Raw genomic sequence first — 24,795 nt, 5'->3', positions numbered from 1 at the left:
GGGTTATTCCGCAGGACCCCTTTTTGCTACGGCTTCAATAGAAAAACCGGCATATCCCCTTTCTGCTAGCAGGGATTTAGCAGCCTCAAGTATGGCTTTATGTGCCTCTTCACTCCGCACAGAACCGACCGAACGTCTGGTCTTTTTTCCGCTTTCATTCATGGTACAATTACTGAGAATGGTGAACGATACGTATCGTATATATAAAACAACATAAAGAGAAGTTTTGCAAGATCAGGGATAGATTTTTGATAAAAATATCTTTAGGGTTTCAGCCAAAGCTAAAAAGTACTTATGTTATATACCGATCTACTTTAGACGCTATGTTGAGGGTGGACAGCTCCTGTGCCCGTAGACAAACCTGCTATTTTTCCGATACCAGCGATTTAGTTAAAATCTAACATAGCCTGAGAAGGCATAGGTGTTTGAGCTAGTCGCATCCTAGAGAAATATTTGTTTATGATTTGGGATAACCATCAAAACATAAATTTTCTTATTCATTGCAGCATAATTCTTCACAATTTAGCTAATTATAAGGGATTTCTTGAGTTTGGTGCAGTTCAGCAGAACTGAAATGGCGGAAGATCACAGGAGTTGAACCTGCCGGGGACCGCTGGCGGCCCCATCTGGATTTGAAGCCCAGCCGCCCCACCGGGGACGATGATCTTCCATTAAGGAAACTGATGAAGTGCGGGGGATTATAGCGCGTCTCGCAAGATATCTAAACGTCTCCGTCACTTCACAGATATCTGATATAAAAAGAGCCGGATTATCAGCATAAAAGTGCGGCATTAGCATTGAACTCACGGTATCTTATCCCCATCTATCGTCAACCACCCCTTGGGATATAAGGCTGGTTTCAGCATAAACCCAACTACACATATAAGGCGCTCATTATGACTAATCCGTTACTGACATCTTCTGCATTGCCTAAGTTCTCTGCAATTGAACCAAAACATGTCGTGCCTGCTGTGAAAGAGACGTTGGCCAACTATCGTCAGGTCATTGAGAAGATTTTGTCCGAAAATACCGCTTTTACTTGGGATAATCTGTGTCAGCCAATTTCTGAAGAGAAAGATAAACTTTCCCGTGTCTGGTCACCTGTTTCTCATCTGAATGCGGTCAAGAATAGTCCGGAACTGCGCGAAGTCTATGAGCAAAGCCTGCCCCTGCTTTCTGAATTCGATACTTGGCTGGGGCAGCATAAGGGGTTATATCAAGCGTATAAGTCACTGAAAGCGAGTGAAGCGTTCAAGACCCTTTCCCAGCCTCAACGCAAGTCGGTTGAAGATACTTTGCGTGATTTTGAATTAACCGGCATTGGCTTGCCAGAAGAGAAGCAGAAGCGTTACGGTGAAATTACCGCCCGTTTATCTGAGCTGGGCGCGAAGTTCGGCAATAATGTGCTGGATGCCACGATGGGATGGACGAAGCTGATTACTGATGAGTGTGATCTGGCTGGCCTGCCTGAAAGTGCCAAAGCCGCAGCTAAAGCCGCTGCCGAAGCCAAAGGGCAGGAAGGATGGCTCCTGACACTGAATATGCCAAGTTATTTGCCTGTCATGACCTATGCCGATGACAGTGAACTGCGCGAGGAGATGTATTATGCCTATACGACCCGGGCTTCCGATCAAGGGCCGAATACTGGCAAGTGGGATAACAATGAGGTCATGGCCGAAATTCTCGCGCTGCGCCATGAACTTGCCCAATTGTTGGGTTTCAAGAACTACGCAGAAAAATCGCTCGCCACTAAAATGGCTAAAACACCTCAGCAAGTGCTCGATTTCCTGAACGATCTGACCAAACGCGCCCATCAACAAGGTGAAGATGAGTTGGAGGAGCTAGCCAGTTTCGCCGAGTCTCACTATTGGGTTGATGAGCTGGAAGCGTGGGATCTGGCTTATTATAGCGAGAAGCAAAAACAGCATGATTTCTCCATCAATGATGAAGAACTTCGTCCTTATTTCCCTGAGCAACGTGCACTGGAAGGGCTGTTTGAAGTTGGGCGCCGTATTTATGGCATCACAGCCAAAGAACGTCATGATGTAGATACATGGCATCCTGATGTGCGTTTCTTTGAACTGTATGATGATAAGCAGGTACTGCGCGGCAGTTTCTATTTAGATCTCTATGCCCGCGAGCATAAACGCGGTGGCGCATGGATGGACAGTTATGTCGGCAAAATGCGTCATGCTACCGGTGACGTGCAGAATCCGGTCGCTTATCTGACATGTAACTTCAACAAGCCAGTGGGCGATCAGCCAGCGCTGTTCACACACAATGAAGTGACAACGCTGTTCCATGAGTTTGGGCACGGGCTGCACCATATGCTGACCCAGATTGATACTCTGGATGTTGCCGGCATCAATGGCGTACCGTGGGATGCGGTGGAGTGTCCAAGCCAGTTTATGGAGAATTGGTGCTGGGAGCCAGAAGCGCTCGCGTTTATCTCTGGTCACTATCAGACTAACGAACCTCTACCAAAAGAAATGCTGGATAATATGCTGGCCGCCAAAAATTATCAGGCTGCGATGCATATCCTTCGTCAGCTTGAGTTTGGTGTGTTCGATTTCCGTCTGCATGCGGAATATGATCCAGCCAAAGGGGCACAAATTCTGGAAACTCTGCAATCAGTGAAAAAACAAGTTGCTGTTGTACCCTCACCTGATTGGGGACGTTTCCCGAACTCCTTTAGTCATATCTTTAATGGTGGCTATGCGGCAGGCTATTATAGTTATCTGTGGGCAGATGTTCTGGCTGCGGATGCCTATTCCCGCTTCTCGGAAGAGGGAATTTTCAATCGCACAACGGGTCAGTCGTTCCTCGATAATATTTTGTCCCGTGGCGGCTCAGAAGATCCAATGACGCTGTTTGTACGCTTCCGTGGCCGCGAACCAAAACTGGATGCTATGCTGAAAAGCTACGGTATCGGTGGATAATAACCTGTGAAGATTTGTTTGATTTGTGAAGAAGGCGCTGATAACAGCGCCTTATCGCTGTTGGCTGAACGCTGGAATCTGGTTCACGATGAAGATTCAGTCATGGCGCTGGTACTGACTCCCGAACGGCTGGAATTGCGCAAGCGCGATGAGCCGAAGCTGGGCGGGATTTATGTCGATTTTGTTGCTGGTACGATGGCACACCGTCGCCGTTTTGGTGGTGGTCGTGGTGAAGCAGTCGCTAAGGCTGTGGGTATCAAGAAAGATTATTTGCCGACGATAGTGGATGCGACCGCAGGATTAGGGCGCGATGCCTTTGTGCTGGCTTGTATCGGCTGCCACGTCAGAATGCTGGAACGCAATCCAGTGGTAGCCGCATTGCTGGATGATGGTCTACAGCGGGGCTATCAAAATGAAGAGATCGGCGGTTGGCTGAGAGAGCGCATGACGTTGATCCATGCTTCCAGCATCACGGCGTTGACGGATATTACTCCGCAGCCGGATGTGGTTTATCTTGATCCTATGTATCCGCATAAACAAAAAAGTGCGCTGGTCAAAAAAGAGATGCGCGTTTTTCAGTCGCTTGTGGGTGCAGATGAGGATGCGGACAGTTTACTGGAACCAGCCCGGGCGCTGGCGAAACGTCGGGTTGTGGTGAAACGGCCGGATTACGCAGAACCATTGGCGGGTATTAAAGCCTCTGCCGCCATTACCACCAAAAGCCACCGTTTCGACATTTACCCTTGCTGATCGTATCCCTGCTGATCGATGCAAAAAATAAGCCCCATGTTTGTATGGGGTTTATCATGAATACGTTGTTTGTCCCGAACTGAACGATACCGGATTACACAACTCCCTGCGATAACATTGCATCTGCTACTTTGACAAAGCCAGCGATGTTCGCGCCTTGTACGTAGTTGATCTGTTTACCTTCTCCGCCATATTCTACACAAGCGTGATGAATATCGAGCATGATGTGATACAGGCGGATATCCACTTTTTCAGCTTTCCAGCTCAGACGTGCTGCGTTCTGTGCCATCTCCAGACCCGAAGTTGCAACGCCTCCCGCATTAGCGGCTTTGCCCGGCGCGAACAATACTCCCGCTTCAACGAAAGCATCTGTCGCAGCGATTGTTGCTGGCATGTTGGCACCTTCAGCAACAGCTTTTACGCCATTTTTAATCAGGATCTTAGCTGCTGCCAAATCCAGCTCATTCTGGGTCGCACAAGGCAGGGCAATATCAACCGGAATTGACCACGGATCCTGGCCCTTAAGGAAAGTTAAGCCACGCTCTTTGGCGTACTCTTCTACACGACCGTAACGCTGATTTTTGATCTCTTCAAGATGAGCCAGTTTTTCCGGCGTAAAGCCATCTTCATCTAATACAGTACCGCCTGAATCCGAAACTGTAATGACTTTCGCGTCCAGTTCCATACATTTTTCAATCGTGTATTGGGCAACATTTCCCGCACCAGAGACAGAGACCCGCATTCCTTCCAGCCCCATACCGTGGCGTTTCAGCATCTCATGGGTGAAATAAACCAGCCCATATCCGGTGGCTTCAGGACGGATCAGGCTACCGCCGAAAGCAAGCCCTTTGCCCGTGAAAACGCAGGCCGTATTGTTGGACAGTTTTTTCATCATACCCGCCATAAAGCCGACTTCACGGCCTCCTACCCCAATATCGCCCGCAGGCACATCAGTGTCAGGTCCCAGATGACGATAAAGTTCTGTCATCAATGCCTGACAGAAGCGCATGATTTCACCGTGGCTTTTTCCTTTGGGATCGAAATCAGAACCCCCTTTCCCGCCTCCCATTGGCAGTGTGGTCAGGGCGTTCTTCAATGTCTGTTCAAAACCCAAGAATTTCAGGATGGAAAGGTTAACAGAAGGATGGAAACGCATCCCTCCTTTGAATGGCCCAATGGCAGAACTGAACTGGACTCGCCATGCACGGTTAATTTGTACTTTACCTTGATCATCAACCCAACAGACGCGGAATTGGATGACTCTTTCCGGTTCAACCAGACGCTCCAATAATCCTTGTTCACGGTATTGCGGATTTTTTTCCAGAAAAGGCCATAGAGAGGTCAACACTTCCCTTACGGCCTGTAAATATTCTGGTTGATGTTGATTGTGGTACTGAATCGAGTCGAGAAATGAGACTAAAGATGATGAAACATTCATTTAAAGCTTCCTTTTTGCCATTCAGAAGTGATGACCCCTGCCATTTTCCATATTATTTTTTTGTTGAAAATGTGAGGTGATTACGGTTTGCTTTCTGAATATAGCACTGTTTTACGCTTAAATTTCAACAACTATTTTTTGTCAATTTCTCTAAAAATGTCTTTGACAATTTCGAAAGCAGTTTCATTATCTTTTCTGTGGGCAAAAAAATCGCCTGCATAAGCAGGCGATTTTATAGAATAAAATTTCAACCGAAGATTATTCTTCGTCACGCAAAGGTACAATCAACATATCAACATGAACTGTATTAATAAGCTGGCGGGCTGAAGACATCAACTTACTCCAAAAATCCTGATGGTGACCACACACGACCAAATCCATATCGTATTGCTTAATCGCATCAACAAGGACTTGCCCTAAATCACCACTGCCACTCAACGTTTCCTGAACGGGATAACCCGCGCTGGCAGAAAGCTCTTTCAGTGAGTTACGAGTTTCATCCGCGATACGTTCTTGCATATCGCCAAGATTAACGTCGATCAGGCCGGTATAAAGATCGGAGTAGTTAACATCAACATGGATCAGGGAAACTTTGGCATCGTACGGTTTCGCCATTGACACAGCTTTCTCCACTAAAATCTGACTTTCTGGAGATAAATCAACCGCAACAAGAATATGTTTGTAAGCCATAAGAACTCCTTCCATAACGTCGATTAAATGGATTGGCAGCAATAAATGCCATGATTCGATGCCTATACTATAACCGCTCAATGTATCTTTTGAGTGTTGTTTTGATCACAACTTATTGTTTTGTTTTCTTAACTAACTGAAAACATAGAATCCATATCAAAAAAATGTAACGCGTGTTATCTCTTCGCCCGCATTGGGCGGGGGTTTACGGCGGTTTTCGCCAAGGGATTACTTATGATGGTTAATCCCAACAATTTATGTACCAGCCCCCTCATTTTCTCTCTTTCTTAGACGCACTAGTCACTGTATTTTCGTCTAAAATTTAATATAGTGATTATTCACATTAGAATCTTTTCGGTTGATTTTTTCTTTCCGGCAGGACTTGCTGCCGCTATGACTATTTACTATCGCCATAATATTTACTATCGCCATAAATAGGGGGAAGTATGTTCAATACTAATGCGCTCTTTTGGGCTGTTTGCCTTATCTGCATTATTAATATGGCTCGCTGCTTTTCTTCGCTTCGTGCACTCCTGTCAATCTTACGCCAGTCAGATCCAATGCTGTATCAATCTGTTGATGGCAACAGTTTTTTTACGACCAGTGGCCAATTCAATAAACAGATTCGGCTAGTGCGCTATATCAATTCGCAAAGTTATATCAATCACCACGATCCCGATGTCATCTTGTTATGTGAAAGGTTAAGGAAGCAATTTATATTGACGGAAATGCTGTGTGGAGTTGTGTTGATATGCCTGATAGCAATCGTGATTTGAACGGGATTTGAGAAATTAGCGTGAACAGAAAAAAACGGCAATAAAAAAGGGCTGGTTTACAACATCACGTCGTAGCCAACCCTTTTTTCTAAGACATCATCAGATCAGTTTCAGGGCAATCCAGTACAGCATGCCTGACAGTCCAATTGAAATTGGCAGCGTCAATACCCACGCCAGCATGATATTTTTGATGGTCTTACTTTGAACACCACCACCATCAACCAGCATCGTACCAGCTACCGCAGAAGAGAGTACCTGTGTGGTTGACACTGGCATCCCGGTATAACTGGCAACTCCAATAGAAACCGCAGCCGTAACCTGAGCAGAAACGCCTTGCGCATAGGTCATGCCTTTTTTACCAATCTTCTCACCGATGGTAACAGCAACACGCTTCCAGCCGACCATTGTTCCCAAGGACAGGGCAAGAGCCACGGCAACGATGATCCACAACGGCGCATATTCCACCGTATTCAGCAGATCTTTACGCAGTTTATTCAGGAAACGAGCGTCTTCAATACTGGTTTCTGGCAGTTTAGCCACCGCACTTGCGGTATCCGTGATGCACATCAGCATACGACGCATACTGTTGCGTTGATCTGATGTCAACTCGCTGAAATTCTGGATATTCCCCAGCATGGATTCAGCTTTGTTCAAAACCACCAGAGCACGTGAACTATCGCAATGGAACTCCATATTCAATTGGTCTTCCACGGAAGGAACCGCGGGAGCCAACTCAATAGCATGAGTCAATGCCGGGCTGTGCTGCTCATAATATTGCTGCAAATGAACAACAGCATCATGAGTACGTGCGATATCATAACTGGTTGAGTTCATATTGACGACGAAGCCCGCAGGCGCAACACCAATCAGAACCAGCATGATCAAACCAATACCTTTCTGACCATCATTCGCCCCGTGGGAAAAACTCACACCAACAGCGGAAAGAATCAGAGCAGTACGAGTCCAGAATGGGGGTTTACGTTTACCATCCTGTTTTTCACGTTCAGCAGGCGTCATATGGATACGGCGACGTTTTTTCGTGCCACTCCAGTAGCGACGCAGTATAAACACCATCGCTCCGGCAATCACCAGACCAATAATAGGAGACAGGATCAAGGACATGAAAATCTGTATCATCTTCGGAATATTCAACGCATCAACCATCGAAGAACTGGTCACTATCGCATTGGTCAGACCGATGCCGATAATTGAGCCAATTAACGTATGGGAGCTAGATGCAGGTATACCGAAATACCACGTCCCTAAATTCCAGATAATCGCCGCCAGTAGCATGGAAAAAACCATGGCCAAGCCGTGACTGGAGCTGACATTTAGAAGAAGATCCGTAGGTAGTAGATGCACAATCGCATAAGCGACACTTAATCCACCAAGGAGAACACCCAGAAAGTTAAAAACCCCTGCCATGACAACGGCAAACTGCGAACGCATCGCCCGGGTATAAATAACGGTTGCTACTGCGTTTGCGGTATCATGAAACCCATTGATGGCTTCATAGAAAAGCACAAACAACAGAGCAAGCACTAACATAAGGCCGGTATAAAATTCCAGGCCAGTAAACAGATGTAGCATAAACGTTAAGCCAGTTAGTAGGACATGAACGCGCGCATTATCAGTGACAAACGTTAGCGGGAAAAGAGAAATATGACCTTTTTTTGATTTAATGACAACAAAATGACATAAGATCCTAAATATTAATCAATAATATCAATATGTTATTTAATTTTAATATTTCGATATTTTTTTGATGAAAAATAACTTTTGAGACAAAAAATTAAACAAAATATGTATTTTTCTCTGTAGTTCGCGAACGCTACCTCCACAATGCGCTGATTTCCTACAATTAACCCGGCCACAAGAGACAGATGAATGGAAAAATTTGATGTAGTTATTATTGGTGCCGGCGCTGCTGGCTTGTTTTGTGCCGCTCAAGCAGGGCAAGCAGGATTGAACGTTCTGGTACTGGATAATGGCAAAAAAGCAGGTCGCAAGATTTTGATGTCCGGAGGCGGGCGTTGCAATTTTACCAATATGTATACTGAACCAGCTGCGTACCTGTCTGCCAATCCTCATTTTTGTAAGTCAGCACTTGCTCGCTATACCCAATGGGATTTTATTGACCTGATACAACGCCACGGTATCCCTTATCACGAAAAAACATTAGGTCAGCTTTTCTGTGACGACTCAGCCCAAAAAATTATAGACCTGCTTTTAAAAGAGTGCGAAACAGGTGGAGTGACTGTTCGGTTACGCAGTGAAGTCACCCATGTAGAAAAGAAAGAACAGGGTTTTATTATCAGCACAGCGGGCAAGGAAGTAAGTACACACTCACTCGTTATTGCATCCGGTGGCCTATCGATGCCCGGATTGGGGGCTTCACCTTTAGGCTATCGCATCGCAGAACAATTCGGACTGAACATCCTGCCTACACGTGCAGCCTTAGTGCCATTCACTCTACATAAGCAGCTATTGGAACAATTGCAAACGCTCTCGGGTGTCGCAGTTCCTTCCGTAGTAACCGCAAAAGATGGCACAGTATTCAGGGAAAATATTTTGTTCACCCATCGCGGTCTCTCTGGCCCCGCTATTTTGCAGATTTCGAGTTATTGGCAATCTGGTGAGTATGTGAGTATTAACTTACTCCCTGACACAGATTTGGAGAGCTTTCTGGATCAAGAGCGAGAATCTCATCCTAATCAGAGTTTGAAAAATGCGTTGGCTAAACTGCTCCCCAAACGTTTAATTGAATGTTTGCAATCTCTTGGACAATTGCCGGAACTTTCCCTGAAACAGCTCAATCCTGCCCAGAAAAAAGATCTGATCACCACCCTGCAATACTGGCAGGTACAACCAAACGGTACAGAAGGCTATCGCACGGCAGAAGTTACTCTTGGCGGAGTGGATACTCACGAACTCTCTTCAAAAACGATGGAATCCCATAAAGTAAAAGGGTTGTACTTTATTGGCGAAGTGGTCGATGTAACCGGCTGGCTCGGTGGGTATAACTTCCAGTGGGCGTGGAGTTCCGCATGGGCTTGTGCGCAGGCTTTGGCAAGCGGTGAATAAACTACACAATTTTTCCGTAAAACGAGTTGAATACAGTCAATAAAGCCTGCTCTTAGCGAGAACCACCGTAAACCTTCGCCCAATGCAAGGATGTCGCAATACCTTTACGTATGACCTGTTAATAGCTTGTTTTATCCACATAAATCATCAGGCAAGCGATCACTGAAAAAAACCGTGAAAAAATATCAAGTGATCGCTTAGCCACGATGAAATTAAATGTATTTCTGGGGATAATTCTGAACTCAGATACCTATCCTGTAGTGACCCCGCCAAAATTAACATAACAATAAATAATGAAATAGCACATTAAATAATAATACCCAAAAACGCCTGATCCCCTATAAAACATAAGATAAATAGTTTGATTGTTATCATGCAGTTTGGAATAATGCGCCCACAAACACAAGGCTAAGTATTAACTATAAAAATAGAAAATTTTGGTATCTAACATCAACATATAGCAATAAAGTCTAATAATAGACTTTATTGTCTCCATAAAGCCAAACATCATACTACTTCAAAGCCTCAGTTGTTGACTAACATCAACACCTTTATTCATTACATTAAATAATAAATTAAACCTATCAGAGGTGGGTGTTTTTCATACGCTAATGAATAAATAAATTAATTTTTTTTGATTAGCTATCCTCTGCCATTGTTACTGAAGAATGAGTATGAATATGCAAAATTTACCTCACGTCAAAGCACTGTGTGCTGTTGCACACCCTTATCGTGCTTGTGCCGAATATGATGCATTATTTGATGCCGCCATGCGTGAACTGACGCTTTATCACTGTGAATATACCCCAGGTTATGAACAGTGGCTGGCAGATCATGGTCTGGATAAACAAGCGATTATGGAGCTGGATGATTGGTCAAGCCTGCCCCTGCTGTTTGCCAATTATTTCAAGCGTAATCTGATACTCAGTGAAAGTGCAAAAGATGCGCTGGAGCTGACTTCTTCCGGAACAACCGGACAGAAGAGCCGCATGCGCTACGATTCTGAGAGTATTACCGCAGCCCAGTATATGGTGGACTGTATTTTCGACTATTACGGCTGGAATACTCCCGATCAGCCGTGTAATTATCTGCTGCTCAGCTATGAACCTGCCGGTGCTGTCACGTTAGGTACGGCCTATACCGATCAGTTTCTGGCTAAATATGCCCCTGTAAACCGGGCTCACTATGCTTTGCGTCATAATGGGCAGGGTAATGAATTCGATCCGTTTGGCACAATTACAGTACTTCAGCAATTTGCAGAAGAAGGGCTACCAGTACGCATTTTCGGTTTTCCTGCTTTTTTGTGGTTTACCCTGCAAAGAATGGAACAAATGGGGCTGCCTGCACTGAAATTACACCCCGAATCACTGGTTTTTCTCGGCGGAGGCTGGAAGACCCATGCTGATAAATCCATCCCTAAGAAAGAATTGTATCAACGCCTGACTGAGCAACTGGGTATTCCTGATATACGCTGCCGTGATGGTTATGGTTCGGTTGAACATCCAGTCCCTTATGTTGAATGTTCTCACCACAATTTTCATGTGCCGATTTATGCCCGTGCTTATGTACGCCACACCGCCAACTTATCTCGTCAGCCTTATGGTGAACCGGGTTTTCTGCATTTTACATCGCCTTTTATCACCTCTTGCCCTGCCCACAGCATCGTGACCAGCGATCTTGCCGTTCTGCATTCTGGTGAAAGTTGTGGTTGTGAGCTGAATACCGACTGGTTTGAGCTGCTTGGCCGTGCCGGAACCAGCAAGGGCCGTAGTTGTGCTATCGCCGCTTCAGAATTGATTAAGAGATCTTGATATGTCTTCCATGAACACAGTTTCTGTCAATACGGTTTCTGCAAAGAATATGAATAACACGATGTCTTCAGAGCAGTTGGCAAGTCAAAAAATCGCAAAATTACGTGAGCGGTTACCGGAGCTATTGTCACGCCCTCACACTTCCGAGCAGGTGCTGAATTGCGCACAACGCTTTGCTGATTATCTCGCCAGCCTGAGTGAGCATCCCCTGTTTGATGCTAATGCCAGAAAAGCACTTATTGGATTCTGTCAACGTAACGCTTTACAGGCCAAGCTGGAGCGTGAACTAGGGCAAAATGCCTTTTCGTTGCGTCGATTCGATTATAATCAGAACCGATATGAAACTTGGAAGCCGATCGGATTAGTCGTCCATATCACGCCTTCCAATGCTGAGCTCCTGCCCTTTATGGCAGTGATAGAAAGTTTATTGGTGGGTAATATCAACTGGTTACGTCCCAGCAGCAGCGATAATGGATTTAGCACACAACTCCTGACAGAATTTTTAGCTCACGATATCTCCGGTGATTTAGTTGATCGGGTAGCTGTATTGCCGTTATCTGTGGCTCAACTGCCAGAATTGCTAATTCAGGCGGATGCTGTCTCTGCGTGGGGCAGCAACGCCGCGCTGGAATCCATTCGCGCCCAACTGCCATCCGGCTGTCGCTGGATAGATTGGGGACATCGCATCAGTTTTGCCTGGTTAAGCCCGGATGCTATTGATGATGCGCAATTGGATGCACTGGCTGATGATGTCTGTCGTTATGACCAACAAGCCTGCTCCAGTCCACAATGTTTGCTGGTCGATAGCAGCGATCCAGACGTTTTGCAGCAAATCGGACAACGCATGGCTGCCGCTCTACAGCGTCGTTCCGAATTACATCCGGCACTAAAACCAGATGTACAGGAAGCCGCTGAAATTACCACCCAAACGGCGTTTCAACGACTCGATCTGGCTTTTACACCAGTCAAGGGTGAAGTCTGGCAGGCCGATGGATGGCGGGTGATATGGCGCCACGAAGAGGAACTCGAGGCTTCCCCGTTATTCCGCACATTACAGATACGTCCGGCTCCGCGCCAAAGATTGTGCTCTATTTTGTTGCCTTGGCGTAATCACCTGCAAAGTTGTGCTTTGATTACCCGTCAGGAACATATCGTTGAAATGAGCCATAATCTGTTTGCAGCAGGTGTCAGCCGTATCACTCCCGCAGGTCAGATGCATGATGGATATAGCGGTGAACCACATGATGGCGTCTACGCGCTGTCACGCCTTACCAAGCGTGTTTCCGTTAACCTTGCCCCACATGCAATGACAGGCTGCGCTCATCTTGATATTCCACCCGCGCGTCCACACGGGTTGGAAAACCTGCCTGTGATGAATAAAGCCGATTTTCAGGCAATGGTTCCAAATGACAAAGCCCGCCTGTTTTTCCGCAGCGGTGGCAGCACTGGTGAACCTAAACTCGCGGCTTACAGTTACCACGATTACCATCAGCAAATGCTGTCAGCCGCCGATGGGGTGTTCTCCTCCGGGCTTGAACCTGCTACCGATCGGGTCATGAATCTGTTGTATGGTGGAAAACTGTACGGCGGGATGATGAGCTTTTTCACCATTCTGGACAAATTGGGCGTAGCTCAATATCCGATGGGCGGCCCTTCCGATAATGATTTCAGTGAAATTGCTGATTTTATCGTACACCAACGCATTAATACGTTGGTCGGAATGCCAAGCACACTGCATCGATTATTTTTGAATGAAGAAGCCAAACTACGTCAATACGGTGGCGTTCGTAAGGTGTTCTGTGGTGGCGAACACTTGAATATGAGTCAGAGAACTTTACTGACACGTTTCGGCGTCACCCTTATTCGTTCAACAATTTACGGTTCAGTAGATGCCGGTCCGATGGGTCATGGATGTTCGGCCAGCGAAGACGGCGTTTTCCATTTAATGGCCGATACCCAATGGCTGGAAATCCTCAATGAGGAGAATGACCAACCCGTAGCAGACGGAGAAACCGGTCGTCTGGTATTTACTTCTCTGCATCGCGAGGCGCAATCTGTCCAGCGCTATGATTTAGGGGATTTTGGTTGCTGGGTTAATCAACCTTGTTCTTGTGGCCTGTCTTCACCCCGTTTCCGGTTATTGGGACGTAACGGTTCTCTGTTACGCGTAGGCAGTATTTTTGTCAATCTGGCCGATTTGTCTGAACAACTGGGCTTGCCCGTGCAATGGATAATCGACCATGACAGCGATGGCATCGATAGCATTCGGTTACTGATTGACTCTTCCGACCCAATCGAAGTGCGCCAACGTTTATTGCAGGATACAAAAATCGCCGAGGTCGTTGACGGAAACTTATTGATGTTAGACATTATTTCGACTTCTTCCTCTGATTTCCAGCAAAACGGCCACAGTGGAAAAACTCCATTATTCATTGACTTGCGTAAATATTAATTGAGTAAAATTAAAATGATGACCCAAACGACATTGATTGATTTGCTCCATAATGCGCGCGAGCATTCTGCTTATTACAAAGATCTCTACAAGTCCGTTCCTGATAATTGGACCCTGAAAGATTTACCCATCGTGGAACCCGGTAATTACTGGGAACATTCCAACGACCTGCAAACATGGTCGGTTCTGACCGCACCGTTAGAAGGCGGTCATGTGTATAAAACGGGTGGATCAACCAGCGATGGCCGATTATCGGTTTTCAGCCAACAAGAGTGGAAAGCGTTTATTCACTCTTTTGGTCAAGGTATTGCCCGTCAGTTGAACGCGGGGGATCGGGTAGCTAACCTGTTTTTTGCTGGCGATCTTTATACCAGTTTTATCTTCATCCACGGCGCATTATCGAATGCCCCACTCCCTATCATGGAATTTCCTTTTACTTGTAAGGTTGAAGACGATCTGCTGATCAGCAATATCCGTCTCCACAACATCAATGTGTTGGCTGGTGTCCCCGTTCAGTTAATCCGCTTGGCTCACTATCTAAAAGAAACAGAGCAAACGTTGCCGATGGTGGAGACCATTCTATACGGCGGTGAAAGTCTGTTTGATGCACAAATCGCCATCATACGGCAGGTTTTCCCTAACGCACGTCTGGGATCAATCGGCTGTGCCAGTGTTGATGCAGGCTTGATCGGCTTTGCTGATCCTGAATGTAAACAGGGTGAACACAGAGTCTTTGATGACAACACGATTATTGAGATCGTCGATGAAACGACCCATGAGCCGATTACCACTCCGGGACACCGTGGGCTGTTAGTTGTCACCAACCTGCAACGCCGGCTCATGCCGGTGATCCGCTATCCTACGGGTGATCTGGCTTGTTGGTGTGAACCCGAACAACCGCACCGTAAGTTCGCTTTGCAAGGACGTGCTAATCAGGGCTACCGCATCCGATTTGGCACATTGTCGTTATTTCCGGACGATCTGGCTGCTCAGCTATCACAGCATACTGAACTTCTGGCATGGCAGTTGGAGCTTAGCCAGCAAACAGGGCAAGACAAAATCCGGTTGTTGGTGGCAAGTCTTCAGACTGTCGATATCAGCAAGATACGCCATAGGGTACTGACTGCCTTTCCAAATTTAGCTAAGGATGACGTACATCAGAATATGTTGGAGATCGTTCAAACCAATATTGATGAAATGTATACACATCCACGTTCAGGTAAGTTGCAACGCGTTGTGGATCTGCGTAGTTATAGCTAATAAAGGTTGAAATCGATGACTATCTTCCCTTCCGATATTCAGTTCCGCAGTTATCAGTCAGGTGATGATAAAAAAATCAGCCAATTATTCCGTGAAGTTTACGGCGATTCGTATGTCTATCCTGACATTTATCTGCCAAGACTTATTGATGATTATCAAACCTCAGGACAATGGTATTCAGTTTTAGCATTCCATCAGGGACGGCTTATCGGTCATGCTTCATTGGTCAAGGATTCCGTGCAGCAAAATCACGCTGAACTTGCACTCATTGCCGTCTATTCCGATTTTCGCGGCTATGGCGTGGCGAAGTCTCTGGGCAGTTATTTATGCCACTATGCGAAGGAGCAAAGTTATAATTTATTGACGATGAAACAGGTGTGTTCACACCCGAAAAGCCAATATATCGCTCGCAATTTAGGCTTCCATTCTACGGCTCTGATGCTGGATTACGTCGATTCGCCATTCGGCCTGCCAGAGCCTGAAAGCATCATACAGGGTATCTTGCCACTTAAATCGTTGCCATTACCTAAACTGAACTGGCCTCAGCCCTGGCAAAACTGGGTTGATCAGATAAGCCAATGTGTTGGTGAATCACCCTCAAATACATCGTCAGCATGCCATCGTTTTCTGCCCCCAGAGCCGTTTACCATCAAAAAAAGTGGTCGACGTCTGGATATCACGCTATACGAAGTTCATTCTGACTTTTTATCGGAGGTTATCGATTTTCCTACCAGTCAGTTAATTTATTTAAAATTGCCTGCCTGTGAAGAATCACTGGGATTGTGCTCATCGCTCAAAAAAGGCGGATTTCGATTCGCAGGGCTATGCCCCGATACACATGATGGATGGTTTTTGCTATGGCTACGAGGTTATCAATTGACGCCATACACGTTTCACGACACGGGTACGCAACATCTCTATCAAATGGAGTTAGGGGTCTAGCTAAAAAATTCTCTTATTTGATTAAAAAAACACTTTACAAATGATATTGAGAACGATTATCATTCTTAACACTTTCAGTGCACCACCTTCAGGGTCCATGTGAAAGTACGACATTGCTCACATTGCTTCCAGTGTTTACTTTATAAGCCAGCTTGATGCTGGCTTTTTTTTTGCTTCTTGAATCGTCCTAAATAAGATTGACACTTTTCTTCATCTATTTAGGAGAGTGTTATGAAATCAGAAAGATACGATGCTCCAAGCGTGGCACGCTTATTTTGATTAAAAAATCACCTTATAATTATAGACCACAATCTATAACATCTATAGACTACAATCTATAAAATAACATTGGAATTATAATAAGCATAAAGGACAACATGTGTGGGAAATAACAACAACAGAGTTATTTGACCAATGGTTTGAAGAACAACCTGATGAATTGCAAGAAGATGTTTTAGCTGCTATGAATATACTGGAGCTGAAAGGGCCTATGCTTGGAAGACCACTAGTTGATACCTTAAATGGCTCACAGTATCCAAATATGAAAGAACTTCGAATACAACATCATGGTGATCCAATCCGAGTTTTTTCCGCATTTGATCCGGTTCGTAACGCAATTATTCTTTGTGCCGGTAATAAAGCAGGGAAAAATCAAAAATTGTTCTATAAAGAAATGATTAATATTGCTGACGAACAATTTAAAATCCATCTAGAAAATTTGGAGAAATAATATGGCTACTTTAACAGAACTGATGGCAAAACGTAGCCCTGAAAGCCAGGCGAGGATTAAGGAGAAAGCCGCAGAAATGTTGCTCGAAACACAACTTTACCAAATTCGTGAGGAGTTGGAGCTTTCGCAAACTCAAGTGGCAAAAAACTTGGGTATAGCGCAGTCATCAGTTGCGGCTATTGAGCAGCGTGGAAATGAATTGAAAATTTCCACACTGAAAAAATATATTGAATCTATGGGTGGAAAAATGACGCTGGGAGTCACGCTGCCCGGTGGTAAATCAATGAATTTTTCTATCTAAAGCAAGTGGGACCATGGTCCCACTTTATTCAAGCCCGTCTGTTTCTAATCATTTGTTACAAATAAATTTATTCACCATATTCAAATATTTTGAATTCTAAGGTTAAATTTCTAATCTTTTATATTTCATGCCTTCAACTAGACTACAAAAAACATTGAGGGATTTTGAAAATGATCTACTTACGTCAGGCTTCAGAACGAGGTCATGCCAATCACGGCTGGCTGGATAGCTGGCACACGTTTTCATTTGCCAACTATTACGATGCAGATTTTATGGGCTTTTCTGCGCTCAGGGTCATTAATGAAGATGTGATTGACGCAGGCCGGGGATTTGGTATGCATCCTCATAAGGATATGGAGATATTGACCTATGTGCTCTCTGGAAAAGTAGAGCATCAGGACAGTATGGGGAATAAAGGGCAAGTGTCCGCAGGAGAGTTTCAAATCATGAGTGCCGGAACCGGTATTCGTCATTCGGAATATAATCCATATCACGATAGCCAATTACATCTTTACCAAATCTGGATCATGCCGGAAAAAAATGACCTCACTCCCCGCTATGAACAAAGTCGCTTTGATACGCTTGAAAGCCGCCAGTTAATTCTTTCTCCTGATGCCCGTGCAGGTTCTCTGAAGATTTTTCAAGATATGACGTTGTGGCGTTGGGCATTGAAAAAAGGTGAAAATGGTGAGTATGGTATCGAAAAAACACGGAATATCTGGGTTCAGGTTATCCGGGGTGAAGTCATGATCAATGAAGTACTTGCCGCAACCGGTGATGGCATCGCCATCTGGGATGAGTCTCATCTTCAATTAATTGCCAGCGAAGAGAGTGAAATTCTACTCTTCGATCTGCCACCCAACTAAACTTTTAACTAAACTTTTAAAGGAAGAACCTTATCCCGCTAACAGATAAGGTTCTTTTACAAGATCAACTAAGATTTAAAGAGTATTACAGCTTAGGACCGGCTTTCACCAATGCAGCACCTGCGGCAGTATCGGTATATTTATCGAAGTTATCGACAAAACGTTGTGCCAGATCTTTTGCCTTCACATCCCACTCGGACTTATCCGCATAAGTGTTGCGAGGGTCCAGAATACCTGTATCTACGCCCGGCAATGTTGTCGGTACAGCCAAATCAAAAATCGGCAGCTCAACAGTCTCCGCGTTTTCGATGTCGCCATTCAGGATCGCATCGATAATCGCGCGGGTATCTTTGATAGAAATGCGTTTTCCCGTGCCATTCCAACCGGTATTGACCAGATAAGCTTTCGCACCTGATGCCTGCATACGTTTAACCAGCACTTCTGCGTATTGAGTCGGATGCAGCGACAGGAATGCCGCACCAAAGCATGCAGAGAAGGTTGGCGTTGGTTCTGTTACACCACGTTCAGTGCCCGCCAGTTTCGCAGTAAAGCCAGACAGGAAGTGATACTGAGTCTGCTCCGGAGTCAGTCGGGAAACCGGAGGCAATACACCGAAAGCATCTGCCGTCAGGAAAATGACTTTAGTCGCGTGTCCTGCTTTTGATACTGGCTTAACGACGTTTTCAATGTGGTAGATAGGATAAGAAACACGTGTATTTTCTGTTTTGGAGCCATCATTGAAATCAACTGTGCCATCTGCCAGTACAGTCACGTTCTCCAACAGGGCATCACGGCGAATCGCGTGATAGATATCCGGCTCAGCTTCTTTGGACAAGTTGATGGTTTTCGCGTAGCAACCACCTTCAAAGTTAAATACGCCATCATCATCCCAGCCATGTTCATCATCACCAATCAGCTTACGCTTAGGATCAGTGGAAAGGGTTGTTTTACCCGTACCGGAAAGACCGAAGAAAATAGCGACATCACCTTTCTCGCCCACGTTGGCGGAACAATGCATGGAAGCGATACCTTTCAGTGGCAGCAGGTAGTTCATCATTGAGAACATCCCTTTTTTCATTTCACCGCCGTACCAAGTGCCGCCAATCAACTGCATCCGTTCTGTCAGGTTAAAAGCAACAAAGTTTTCAGAATTCAGCCCCTGCTCTTTCCATTGCGGATTCGTGCACTTAGCACCATTCATCACAATAAAATCAGGTGTAAAGCCAACCAGCTCTTCATCAGACGGGCGGATAAACATGTTTTTCACGAAATGCGCCTGCCAAGCCACTTCCGTAATAAAACGTACTTTAAGACGCGTATCTGCATTGGCACCACAGAATGCATCCACCACAAACAAACGTTTGCCTGAAAGCTGTTGAGTAACCAATCCCTTGAGATGAGTCCAATTTTCCTGACTGAGCGGTTTGTTATCGTTCTTACCTTTGCCCTGATCAGCCCACCAGACGGTATCGCGGGTAACATCATCGCGGACAATGTATTTATCTTTCGGAGAACGTCCCGTGAAAATACCGGTATCTACTGAGACAGCGCCAAGATTAGTTAATGTGCCGCACTCATATCCTTGTAGTGAGGGTTGGGTTTCTTCAGAGAATAACAATTCATAACTCGGGTTATAAACAATTTTACCAACATCACGAATACCATAAACCGCAAGTTCCTGCTCAGTAATGCCTGTCACGCTCATTTGTTGCTCCTGGTCAGTTAGACTTTATCTCTATCTCTGCGGTGGATAATAAATAATTATGACTAATTAACAGCGATTGTTATCAAAAAATTGAAAATGCATTAATTTTTTTGAGGTTAAATGAGACACAGGACACGAAATAAGAGAAGGGTTAATGGTAGAAAGGGCGTATTTTACGCCCCTGAAAAGGTATTATTCACATGACAAGTGCAACCGCACAAGTCAGTGAAGAGTAAGTCAGTAAAGAGTAAGTCAGTAAAGAGTGAAGGCAGTGCAACTACTCTTTTTTCGCCGCCTTTATTTCGCTGATATCTTTTTCACCGAAAATATAATGTGTGCCACAAAATTCACACTCCATGTCGATTTTGCCATCATTGTGCAAAATTTCCTGAAGGTCAGCTTCTGGCAATGTCACCAGTGTATCAGCACAACGTTGCTGAGAGCAGGTGCAGCGGAATTCAACCTGTTGAGGCTCATATAACGTGACATCTTCTTCATGATAAAGACGATGTAAGATTTCTTCCGCATCCAGTGTAAACAGCTCTTCACCCTTAATGGTTGAAGTTAGTTGCACCAGATGATCAAACTGGTCTTCACTGCCTTCCTGCGCACCCGGCAGGATCTGCAATAACATGCCACCAGCCGCCATTTTTCCATCCTGAATTCCGGTACGGATAAACAGGCGGGTTGGCAACTGCTCGGACAATTTGAAGTAAGCATCCAGACACTCCGCCAGCGTTTCGTCTTCCAGTGCCACTACGCCCTGATAACGCTCACCTTCTGTTGGTGTAACCGTAATGACAATATAGCCATTGCCTATCATGTCCCTCAGGCTGCTCGCGGCATCCACATCACCCTCAATGCGAGCGGTTCCACGCATCTGCTGTTGGTTGTTACCATTAATTACTGCCAGCTTAACCGGGCCGTCCCCCTGAATTTGTACCGTAATATCCCCATTGAATTTTAATGTGGCTGTCAGCAGGCTGGTTGCGACCAACAATTCACCCAATAACTGCTGTACGGGTTGAGGGAAATCATGATTTTCCAGCATCCGCTGGTAAGTTTCGCTAACGGAAACGAGTTCCCCCCTGACAGAGTGGCTTTCAAATAAGAAACGGTGTAACTGGTCTTGCTTGGTCATAAATCTCTCTCATTTCACTGAGACGGTTATACCCGTCTTTCTTGCAAGTTGCAGCTCAACTGGCTGCGCCTTGCAATCTATCGGGGACTTTCCGGCTCATTTAATTTTGTATTCTTGAATTTAATCAGTGTACGCCGTTCCTTTTTATCAGGACGGCGATCCGGATGTGGCATTGTGAGCGCATTCATTTTACGAGCCAATGCTATTTTTTCCCGATTGATGATACTTGCTTCCGTTTCCTGATAAAGTTGCTGGGCTTCATTGGCACTGCGTCTATGGCTGTTCAATGCCAGGACGGTTACCGTTTTCTCATCATTTCCCTGACGCAGTTTGATCTCTGCGTTCAACTCAACCAGTTTACTCGGCTTACTCCGCTGCCCATTATAATGAACTTTTCCCCCTTCAATCATTTCACGTGCAATAGAACGGGTTTTGTAAAAACGGGCAGCCCACAGCCATTTATCCAAGCGAACAGTCTGATCATTGTCTGAATTCAACATGATTGTTTCCTCTCAAATGTCTCATCGGAGCTGGCAAAAAACGGACTGAGGGTAACACAGCCCATTGGATTATCGCCAATCCATCGGTGGCGGAGGCGAATTGAAGCAGTTATCGTAATATTGTGTGATATGCCGGAGGCGCCGATGATTCTTTTTATTTTTATTTATCAACAAAATGATATTGATGGTGAATGTCGCCAACAATATTGCCATCAGCAAACAGCTTCCCAAATAACGAATAAGGGTCGTGGAATCCGGTTCACTATGCAACATGATATGGAGAGTCCCATTTGCATCTTCAGACAGTTCCGTCACAATCCCTCCTGTCTCAAATGAAGTCCGCATCAACTTATCAGTGAGATATTGTAATTCCCACCATTGTTCCAATAACGTATATTCATACGGAATGTCTTCCGCCCGTGACGGAAATTCGGCCAAGGGCCTATCTTCAGCACTGAGCAGCAAAATACCTCCCGGTAAGGGGCTATTTATCAGAACGGCTGCCTGACCTATTTCCCGATTGATAAATGATGAGGTTGTGACATCAACCAGCTTTTCCAACGCATCTGCACTGGCTGAACGCAATAACATTTTGGTTCCTTTTAACTGTCCACTTTTCGCATCTTCCAATAAAGTTTCCCAATTTTTGGCATTACCCAGATTGACCAGCGCGTTTTTAAGGCGGGAACAATCGGCTTCTTTCTGACACAAATCATGGGTCTTCAGGATTATTTGTGAAATATTATCGAGCAGAGTCATGTCTGATTTAGCAATGGCTTCATTCAGGCTGGGATTGACTTTCCGGCTACTTTCAATCGGGTGCAATTGCTCACTGACAGTTGTGATCAACGCCGATGCATTTTCAACAATATCAGATTCCAGCATGGGTAATGGCGCTTCATTGTTCCAATAAATGCCAACGCAATTAAAGGGCTGAAATATCAAAAAATTGTTTTCAGTCACGGCATTAGGTGGTACATAGCACATGCCGGTTCCTTTGACTTTCAGTACATCCCCTTCTCTTAGCTTCATATTTTGCAGTTCAGTGACACTGGTAATGACCTCAGTATTGCTGCCATACAACCAGGCAAAACTCAGCCGCATGGATAAACTCACAGGCTGGTAAAAGTACAGCAATAACATGGCAAATAGAGAGAAAACGACCAACATCAGATTCTTCTTGTAACGCTGATAAGGATAATGTTTTTCTTCTTCATGCAATGAGAGATAGCGGCCCTGTCGGACAACATGGCAATTGGTGTACATATCTATATCGGTATTCTGGTCAAGATCATGCTGTATGTAAGGCTCCCAATGTGGGGGATAAATGAGATCAATGCCTCCCAAAGAGATATTTTTTCTTTGCTCAGGTTCAAACTCACTGAATATCCCCCAGCGTTTTGGAATTCCGCTGAAACAATGGATATTTGATAATTTCCGGCTGGAAGGTAAGCGGAAATGCGGCCAGAAACTCCCCAGTATGCACAGGATCGACGCCAACATTAGCCATGGCAGCAGAGGAGTGGGCAAGAAAAGGGCGACAAATCCCAGTGACAAACCGATACACATGAAAATGCCTTCCTGAAGGCCGGTTGAGTATCGAAGACGCTGCTCTTCTAACGTCTCCTTACGGATATACTGTAGGTTTGCACTCGAATTACCATTTTTTTGGATTGAAGCATGGGCGGTTTTTTCCATACCCTGCGGGACTAAAAGGTCTTGCTGATAGTCTTTCAGAAAGTGACCATTAACCGCGATAACAAGTGGAATTGATCTGGTCTGGATAATATCAATCGTATTCTGCTGCTTGATGAATGGCTCAAGCTGTACAGGCAAATGTATTTCCGTTTCATCAATATAATAGCGCCAATGATGTGACTTATCCGTCGCGGCAGAAAAACGGGTGATAGGGTGACTAATGCTATAAACGTTATCATTTTGGGCTGGCAGCACAGGATGATCCGACCGATTTTTGCTGCTCGGTTTCATCAATGGACGCATATTTCTTAAATAAGATTCAACGAATTGATGTTCATCAGCACTCAGCTTACGGTGAGCCGTTTTAGCTATTGACGGTAAATAACGCGCATTATCAAGTTGCCTCCATCTGAAAATCAGAAAGGAAGCCATTATAATCAGGCTAATAATAAAAATAGCCAATATAATGACCAGTGAGCTCATTTTTTCTCCCGCCTATGACAGCAGTACAGAGACTGGCAGAATAACAATCTTGTGAAACACTCAGAATCAGGCTATTCCTATTCTTGCCTTCTATTTTTAATTTTATTTACAAAAGGTTATATAATTTTTCTCATACCTTTCCATAAAATAAAGTCTTTTTTGCAAGGGTAAGATATCAACAAAAATACATTCAAGCGATAATCGCTATCATTTACTAACATAATCGGCCATATTAAAGCAAAGTTTGTATGCGTCCCCAATATCAACGCCAATCTTAAATAAAACAATATAATTTAAGTAATTTAACGCATTATTATTTTCAGACAGCCAGCTTATGACAACAATCAGGGGCAAGCATGATTGATCTAAAAAAACCTAAAATATTGAATATAAATGACATTGCCCATTCACGTTTATTCAATATTCAATCCGTTGATCTTGAGTTCAGCAATGGTGTAAAACGTGTCTACGAACGTATGAAACCTGCCAATCGTGAAGCTGTTCTCATCATTCCTATCATTGAAGATGAATTAATTCTTATTCATGAATATGCCGTTGGCATAGAACAATATGAACTGGGTTTTCCGAAAGGTGCCATTGATGCAGGGGAAACGCCCCTTGAAGCAGCCGATCGTGAATTGAAAGAAGAAATTGGTTTCGGTGCAGAAAAGCTCGAACTGCTGACGAAATTAACGATGGCCCCCTCCTATTTTTCCAGCAAGATGAATATTGTGGTTGCCCAAAATCTTTATCCAGAATATTTGCAAGGAGATGAGCCTGAGCCTCTGGTACAAGTACGCTGGCCTATCTCTGACATGATGTCTCTGCTGGAACATCCTGATTTCAACGAAGCCAGAAACGTCAGTGCCCTATTTTTTGCCCAACGGTATCTGCAAGCAAAAAATAATGGGAAACGTTAGTCATATCATTTTCTTAAACGGATATGAAAATACGTTATCTCAATACTAATTTTGTATCCGTTTTAAACTTAATACCCGAAATAAAAAATAAACCCGAATAAAATAAGGTCTAATTTTATTCGTAATATAATATAAATAATATTTACAAAAAAACTTGGTTTATCAAAAATAATAAATAAACATGTTTATTATATTCTTAAAATTAATTCACCATACAAGCATGTCGCCGCTATACCCCTTGAACGATAAAAGCCCCGTCAGAAAACTGACGGGGCTTTTATCGTTAGTTTGTCCCGTCCTAAATAAGGT

General features: G+C 44.6%; 20 protein-coding genes and 1 tRNA gene. 12 read left to right on the top strand and 9 right to left on the bottom strand.

What is annotated here, in order from left to right; all coding sequences use genetic code 11:
- Window positions 1-3 precede the first annotated feature (3 nt).
- Together FE394_RS19865 and FE394_RS03515 are read right to left on the bottom strand one after the other, a co-directional pair.
- Window positions 4-162, bottom strand: coding sequence for a TetR family transcriptional regulator (locus FE394_RS19865; protein WP_419836295.1), 159 nt, complete (start codon window positions 160-162; stop codon window positions 4-6).
- Between the two features lie 413 nt (window positions 163-575).
- A tRNA-Sec gene (locus FE394_RS03515) sits at window positions 576-670 on the bottom strand.
- A 226-nt stretch (window positions 671-896) separates the two neighbouring features.
- Here FE394_RS03515 and prlC point away from each other — a divergent pair.
- Together prlC and rsmJ are read left to right on the top strand one after the other, a co-directional pair.
- Window positions 897-2,939, top strand: coding sequence for an oligopeptidase A (prlC, locus tag FE394_RS03510; RefSeq protein WP_319925021.1), 2,043 nt, complete (start codon window positions 897-899; stop codon window positions 2,937-2,939).
- A gap of 6 nt (window positions 2,940-2,945) precedes the next feature.
- Complete coding sequence (gene rsmJ, locus FE394_RS03505; protein ID WP_319925020.1) at window positions 2,946-3,689, top strand: 16S rRNA (guanine(1516)-N(2))-methyltransferase RsmJ; 744 nt, start codon at window positions 2,946-2,948, stop codon at window positions 3,687-3,689.
- A 94-nt stretch (window positions 3,690-3,783) separates the two neighbouring features.
- Here the strand turns inward: rsmJ and gdhA are convergent, their stop codons facing one another.
- Together gdhA and uspA are read right to left on the bottom strand one after the other, a co-directional pair.
- A complete protein-coding gene (gdhA, locus tag FE394_RS03500; protein WP_319925019.1) occupies window positions 3,784-5,127 on the bottom strand; it encodes an NADP-specific glutamate dehydrogenase in 1,344 nt (447 codons plus the stop codon).
- Between the two features lie 258 nt (window positions 5,128-5,385).
- Window positions 5,386-5,817 (bottom strand): universal stress protein UspA, encoded by a 432-nt coding sequence (uspA, locus tag FE394_RS03495; protein WP_319925018.1) that lies wholly within the window; start codon window positions 5,815-5,817, stop codon window positions 5,386-5,388.
- Between the two features lie 446 nt (window positions 5,818-6,263).
- Here uspA and uspB point away from each other — a divergent pair, with 446 nt between their 5' ends.
- Window positions 6,264-6,593, top strand: coding sequence for a universal stress protein UspB (gene uspB / locus FE394_RS03490; protein WP_319925017.1), 330 nt, complete (start codon window positions 6,264-6,266; stop codon window positions 6,591-6,593).
- Window positions 6,594-6,692: 99 nt separating this feature from the next.
- Here uspB and pitA read toward each other — a convergent pair whose 3' ends face one another.
- Complete coding sequence (pitA, locus tag FE394_RS03485) at window positions 6,693-8,183, bottom strand: inorganic phosphate transporter PitA (protein WP_319925016.1); 1,491 nt, start codon at window positions 8,181-8,183, stop codon at window positions 6,693-6,695.
- A 297-nt stretch (window positions 8,184-8,480) separates the two neighbouring features.
- Between pitA and FE394_RS03480 the strand changes: the two genes are divergently transcribed.
- The 8 genes from FE394_RS03480 (at window position 8,481) to FE394_RS03445 (ending at window position 18,039) form a co-directional block, all read left to right on the top strand.
- Window positions 8,481-9,677, top strand: coding sequence for a BaiN/RdsA family NAD(P)/FAD-dependent oxidoreductase (locus FE394_RS03480; RefSeq protein ID WP_319925015.1), 1,197 nt, complete (start codon window positions 8,481-8,483; stop codon window positions 9,675-9,677).
- A 680-nt stretch (window positions 9,678-10,357) separates the two neighbouring features.
- Entirely contained in the window at window positions 10,358-11,488 is a 1,131-nt protein-coding gene (locus tag FE394_RS03475; protein WP_319925014.1) for a LuxE/PaaK family acyltransferase, read from the top strand.
- A gap of 1 nt (window position 11,489) precedes the next feature.
- Window positions 11,490-13,940 carry an acyl-CoA reductase gene (locus FE394_RS03470; RefSeq protein ID WP_319925013.1) on the top strand — a complete coding sequence of 817 codons (2,451 nt, stop codon included), beginning with the start codon at window positions 11,490-11,492 and terminating at the stop codon, window positions 13,938-13,940.
- Window positions 13,941-13,955: 15 nt separating this feature from the next.
- A complete protein-coding gene (locus FE394_RS03465) occupies window positions 13,956-15,200 on the top strand; it encodes a phenylacetate--CoA ligase family protein (protein WP_319925012.1) in 1,245 nt (414 codons plus the stop codon).
- Window positions 15,201-15,215: 15 nt separating this feature from the next.
- On the top strand, window positions 15,216-16,142 hold the full coding sequence (locus tag FE394_RS03460) for a GNAT family N-acetyltransferase (RefSeq protein WP_319925011.1): 927 nt from the start codon (window positions 15,216-15,218) through the stop codon (window positions 16,140-16,142).
- A gap of 379 nt (window positions 16,143-16,521) precedes the next feature.
- Window positions 16,522-16,872 (top strand): type II toxin-antitoxin system RelE/ParE family toxin, encoded by a 351-nt coding sequence (locus tag FE394_RS03455; RefSeq protein WP_319925010.1) that lies wholly within the window; start codon window positions 16,522-16,524, stop codon window positions 16,870-16,872.
- A gap of 1 nt (window position 16,873) precedes the next feature.
- Window positions 16,874-17,173 (top strand): helix-turn-helix domain-containing protein, encoded by a 300-nt coding sequence (locus FE394_RS03450; RefSeq protein ID WP_319925009.1) that lies wholly within the window; start codon window positions 16,874-16,876, stop codon window positions 17,171-17,173.
- Window positions 17,174-17,343: 170 nt separating this feature from the next.
- Window positions 17,344-18,039 (top strand): pirin family protein, encoded by a 696-nt coding sequence (locus FE394_RS03445; protein WP_319925008.1) that lies wholly within the window; start codon window positions 17,344-17,346, stop codon window positions 18,037-18,039.
- Between the two features lie 85 nt (window positions 18,040-18,124).
- Here FE394_RS03445 and pckA read toward each other — a convergent pair whose 3' ends face one another.
- From pckA to FE394_RS03425, 4 genes are all read right to left on the bottom strand, one after another.
- Complete coding sequence (gene pckA / locus FE394_RS03440) at window positions 18,125-19,744, bottom strand: phosphoenolpyruvate carboxykinase (ATP) (protein ID WP_319925007.1); 1,620 nt, start codon at window positions 19,742-19,744, stop codon at window positions 18,125-18,127.
- Window positions 19,745-20,021: 277 nt separating this feature from the next.
- On the bottom strand, window positions 20,022-20,885 hold the full coding sequence (hslO, locus tag FE394_RS03435; protein ID WP_319925006.1) for an Hsp33 family molecular chaperone HslO: 864 nt from the start codon (window positions 20,883-20,885) through the stop codon (window positions 20,022-20,024).
- Between the two features lie 77 nt (window positions 20,886-20,962).
- The gene (gene hslR, locus FE394_RS03430; RefSeq protein ID WP_319925005.1) at window positions 20,963-21,385 is read right to left on the bottom strand and encodes a ribosome-associated heat shock protein Hsp15; all 423 of its coding nucleotides are present in this window, start codon (window positions 21,383-21,385) and stop codon (window positions 20,963-20,965) included.
- A 69-nt stretch (window positions 21,386-21,454) separates the two neighbouring features.
- Window positions 21,455-23,566 (bottom strand): IgaA/UmoB family intracellular growth attenuator, encoded by a 2,112-nt coding sequence (locus tag FE394_RS03425; protein ID WP_319925004.1) that lies wholly within the window; start codon window positions 23,564-23,566, stop codon window positions 21,455-21,457.
- 356 nt (window positions 23,567-23,922) lie between these two features.
- On the opposite strand from FE394_RS03425, the gene nudE reads away from it, so the two are divergent.
- Window positions 23,923-24,486 carry an ADP compounds hydrolase NudE gene (gene nudE, locus FE394_RS03420; RefSeq protein WP_319925003.1) on the top strand — a complete coding sequence of 188 codons (564 nt, stop codon included), beginning with the start codon at window positions 23,923-23,925 and terminating at the stop codon, window positions 24,484-24,486.
- The last annotated feature ends 309 nt before the right edge of the window (window positions 24,487-24,795 follow it).

Origin of the sequence: Xenorhabdus littoralis, from assembly GCF_033949345.1 — a bacterium.
In the GTDB taxonomy this organism is placed as follows: Bacteria; Pseudomonadota; Gammaproteobacteria; order Enterobacterales; family Enterobacteriaceae; genus Xenorhabdus; species Xenorhabdus littoralis.
The sequence above is the reverse complement of the archived record's forward strand: the minus strand, read 5'-3'. Positions and strand labels throughout refer to the sequence as shown.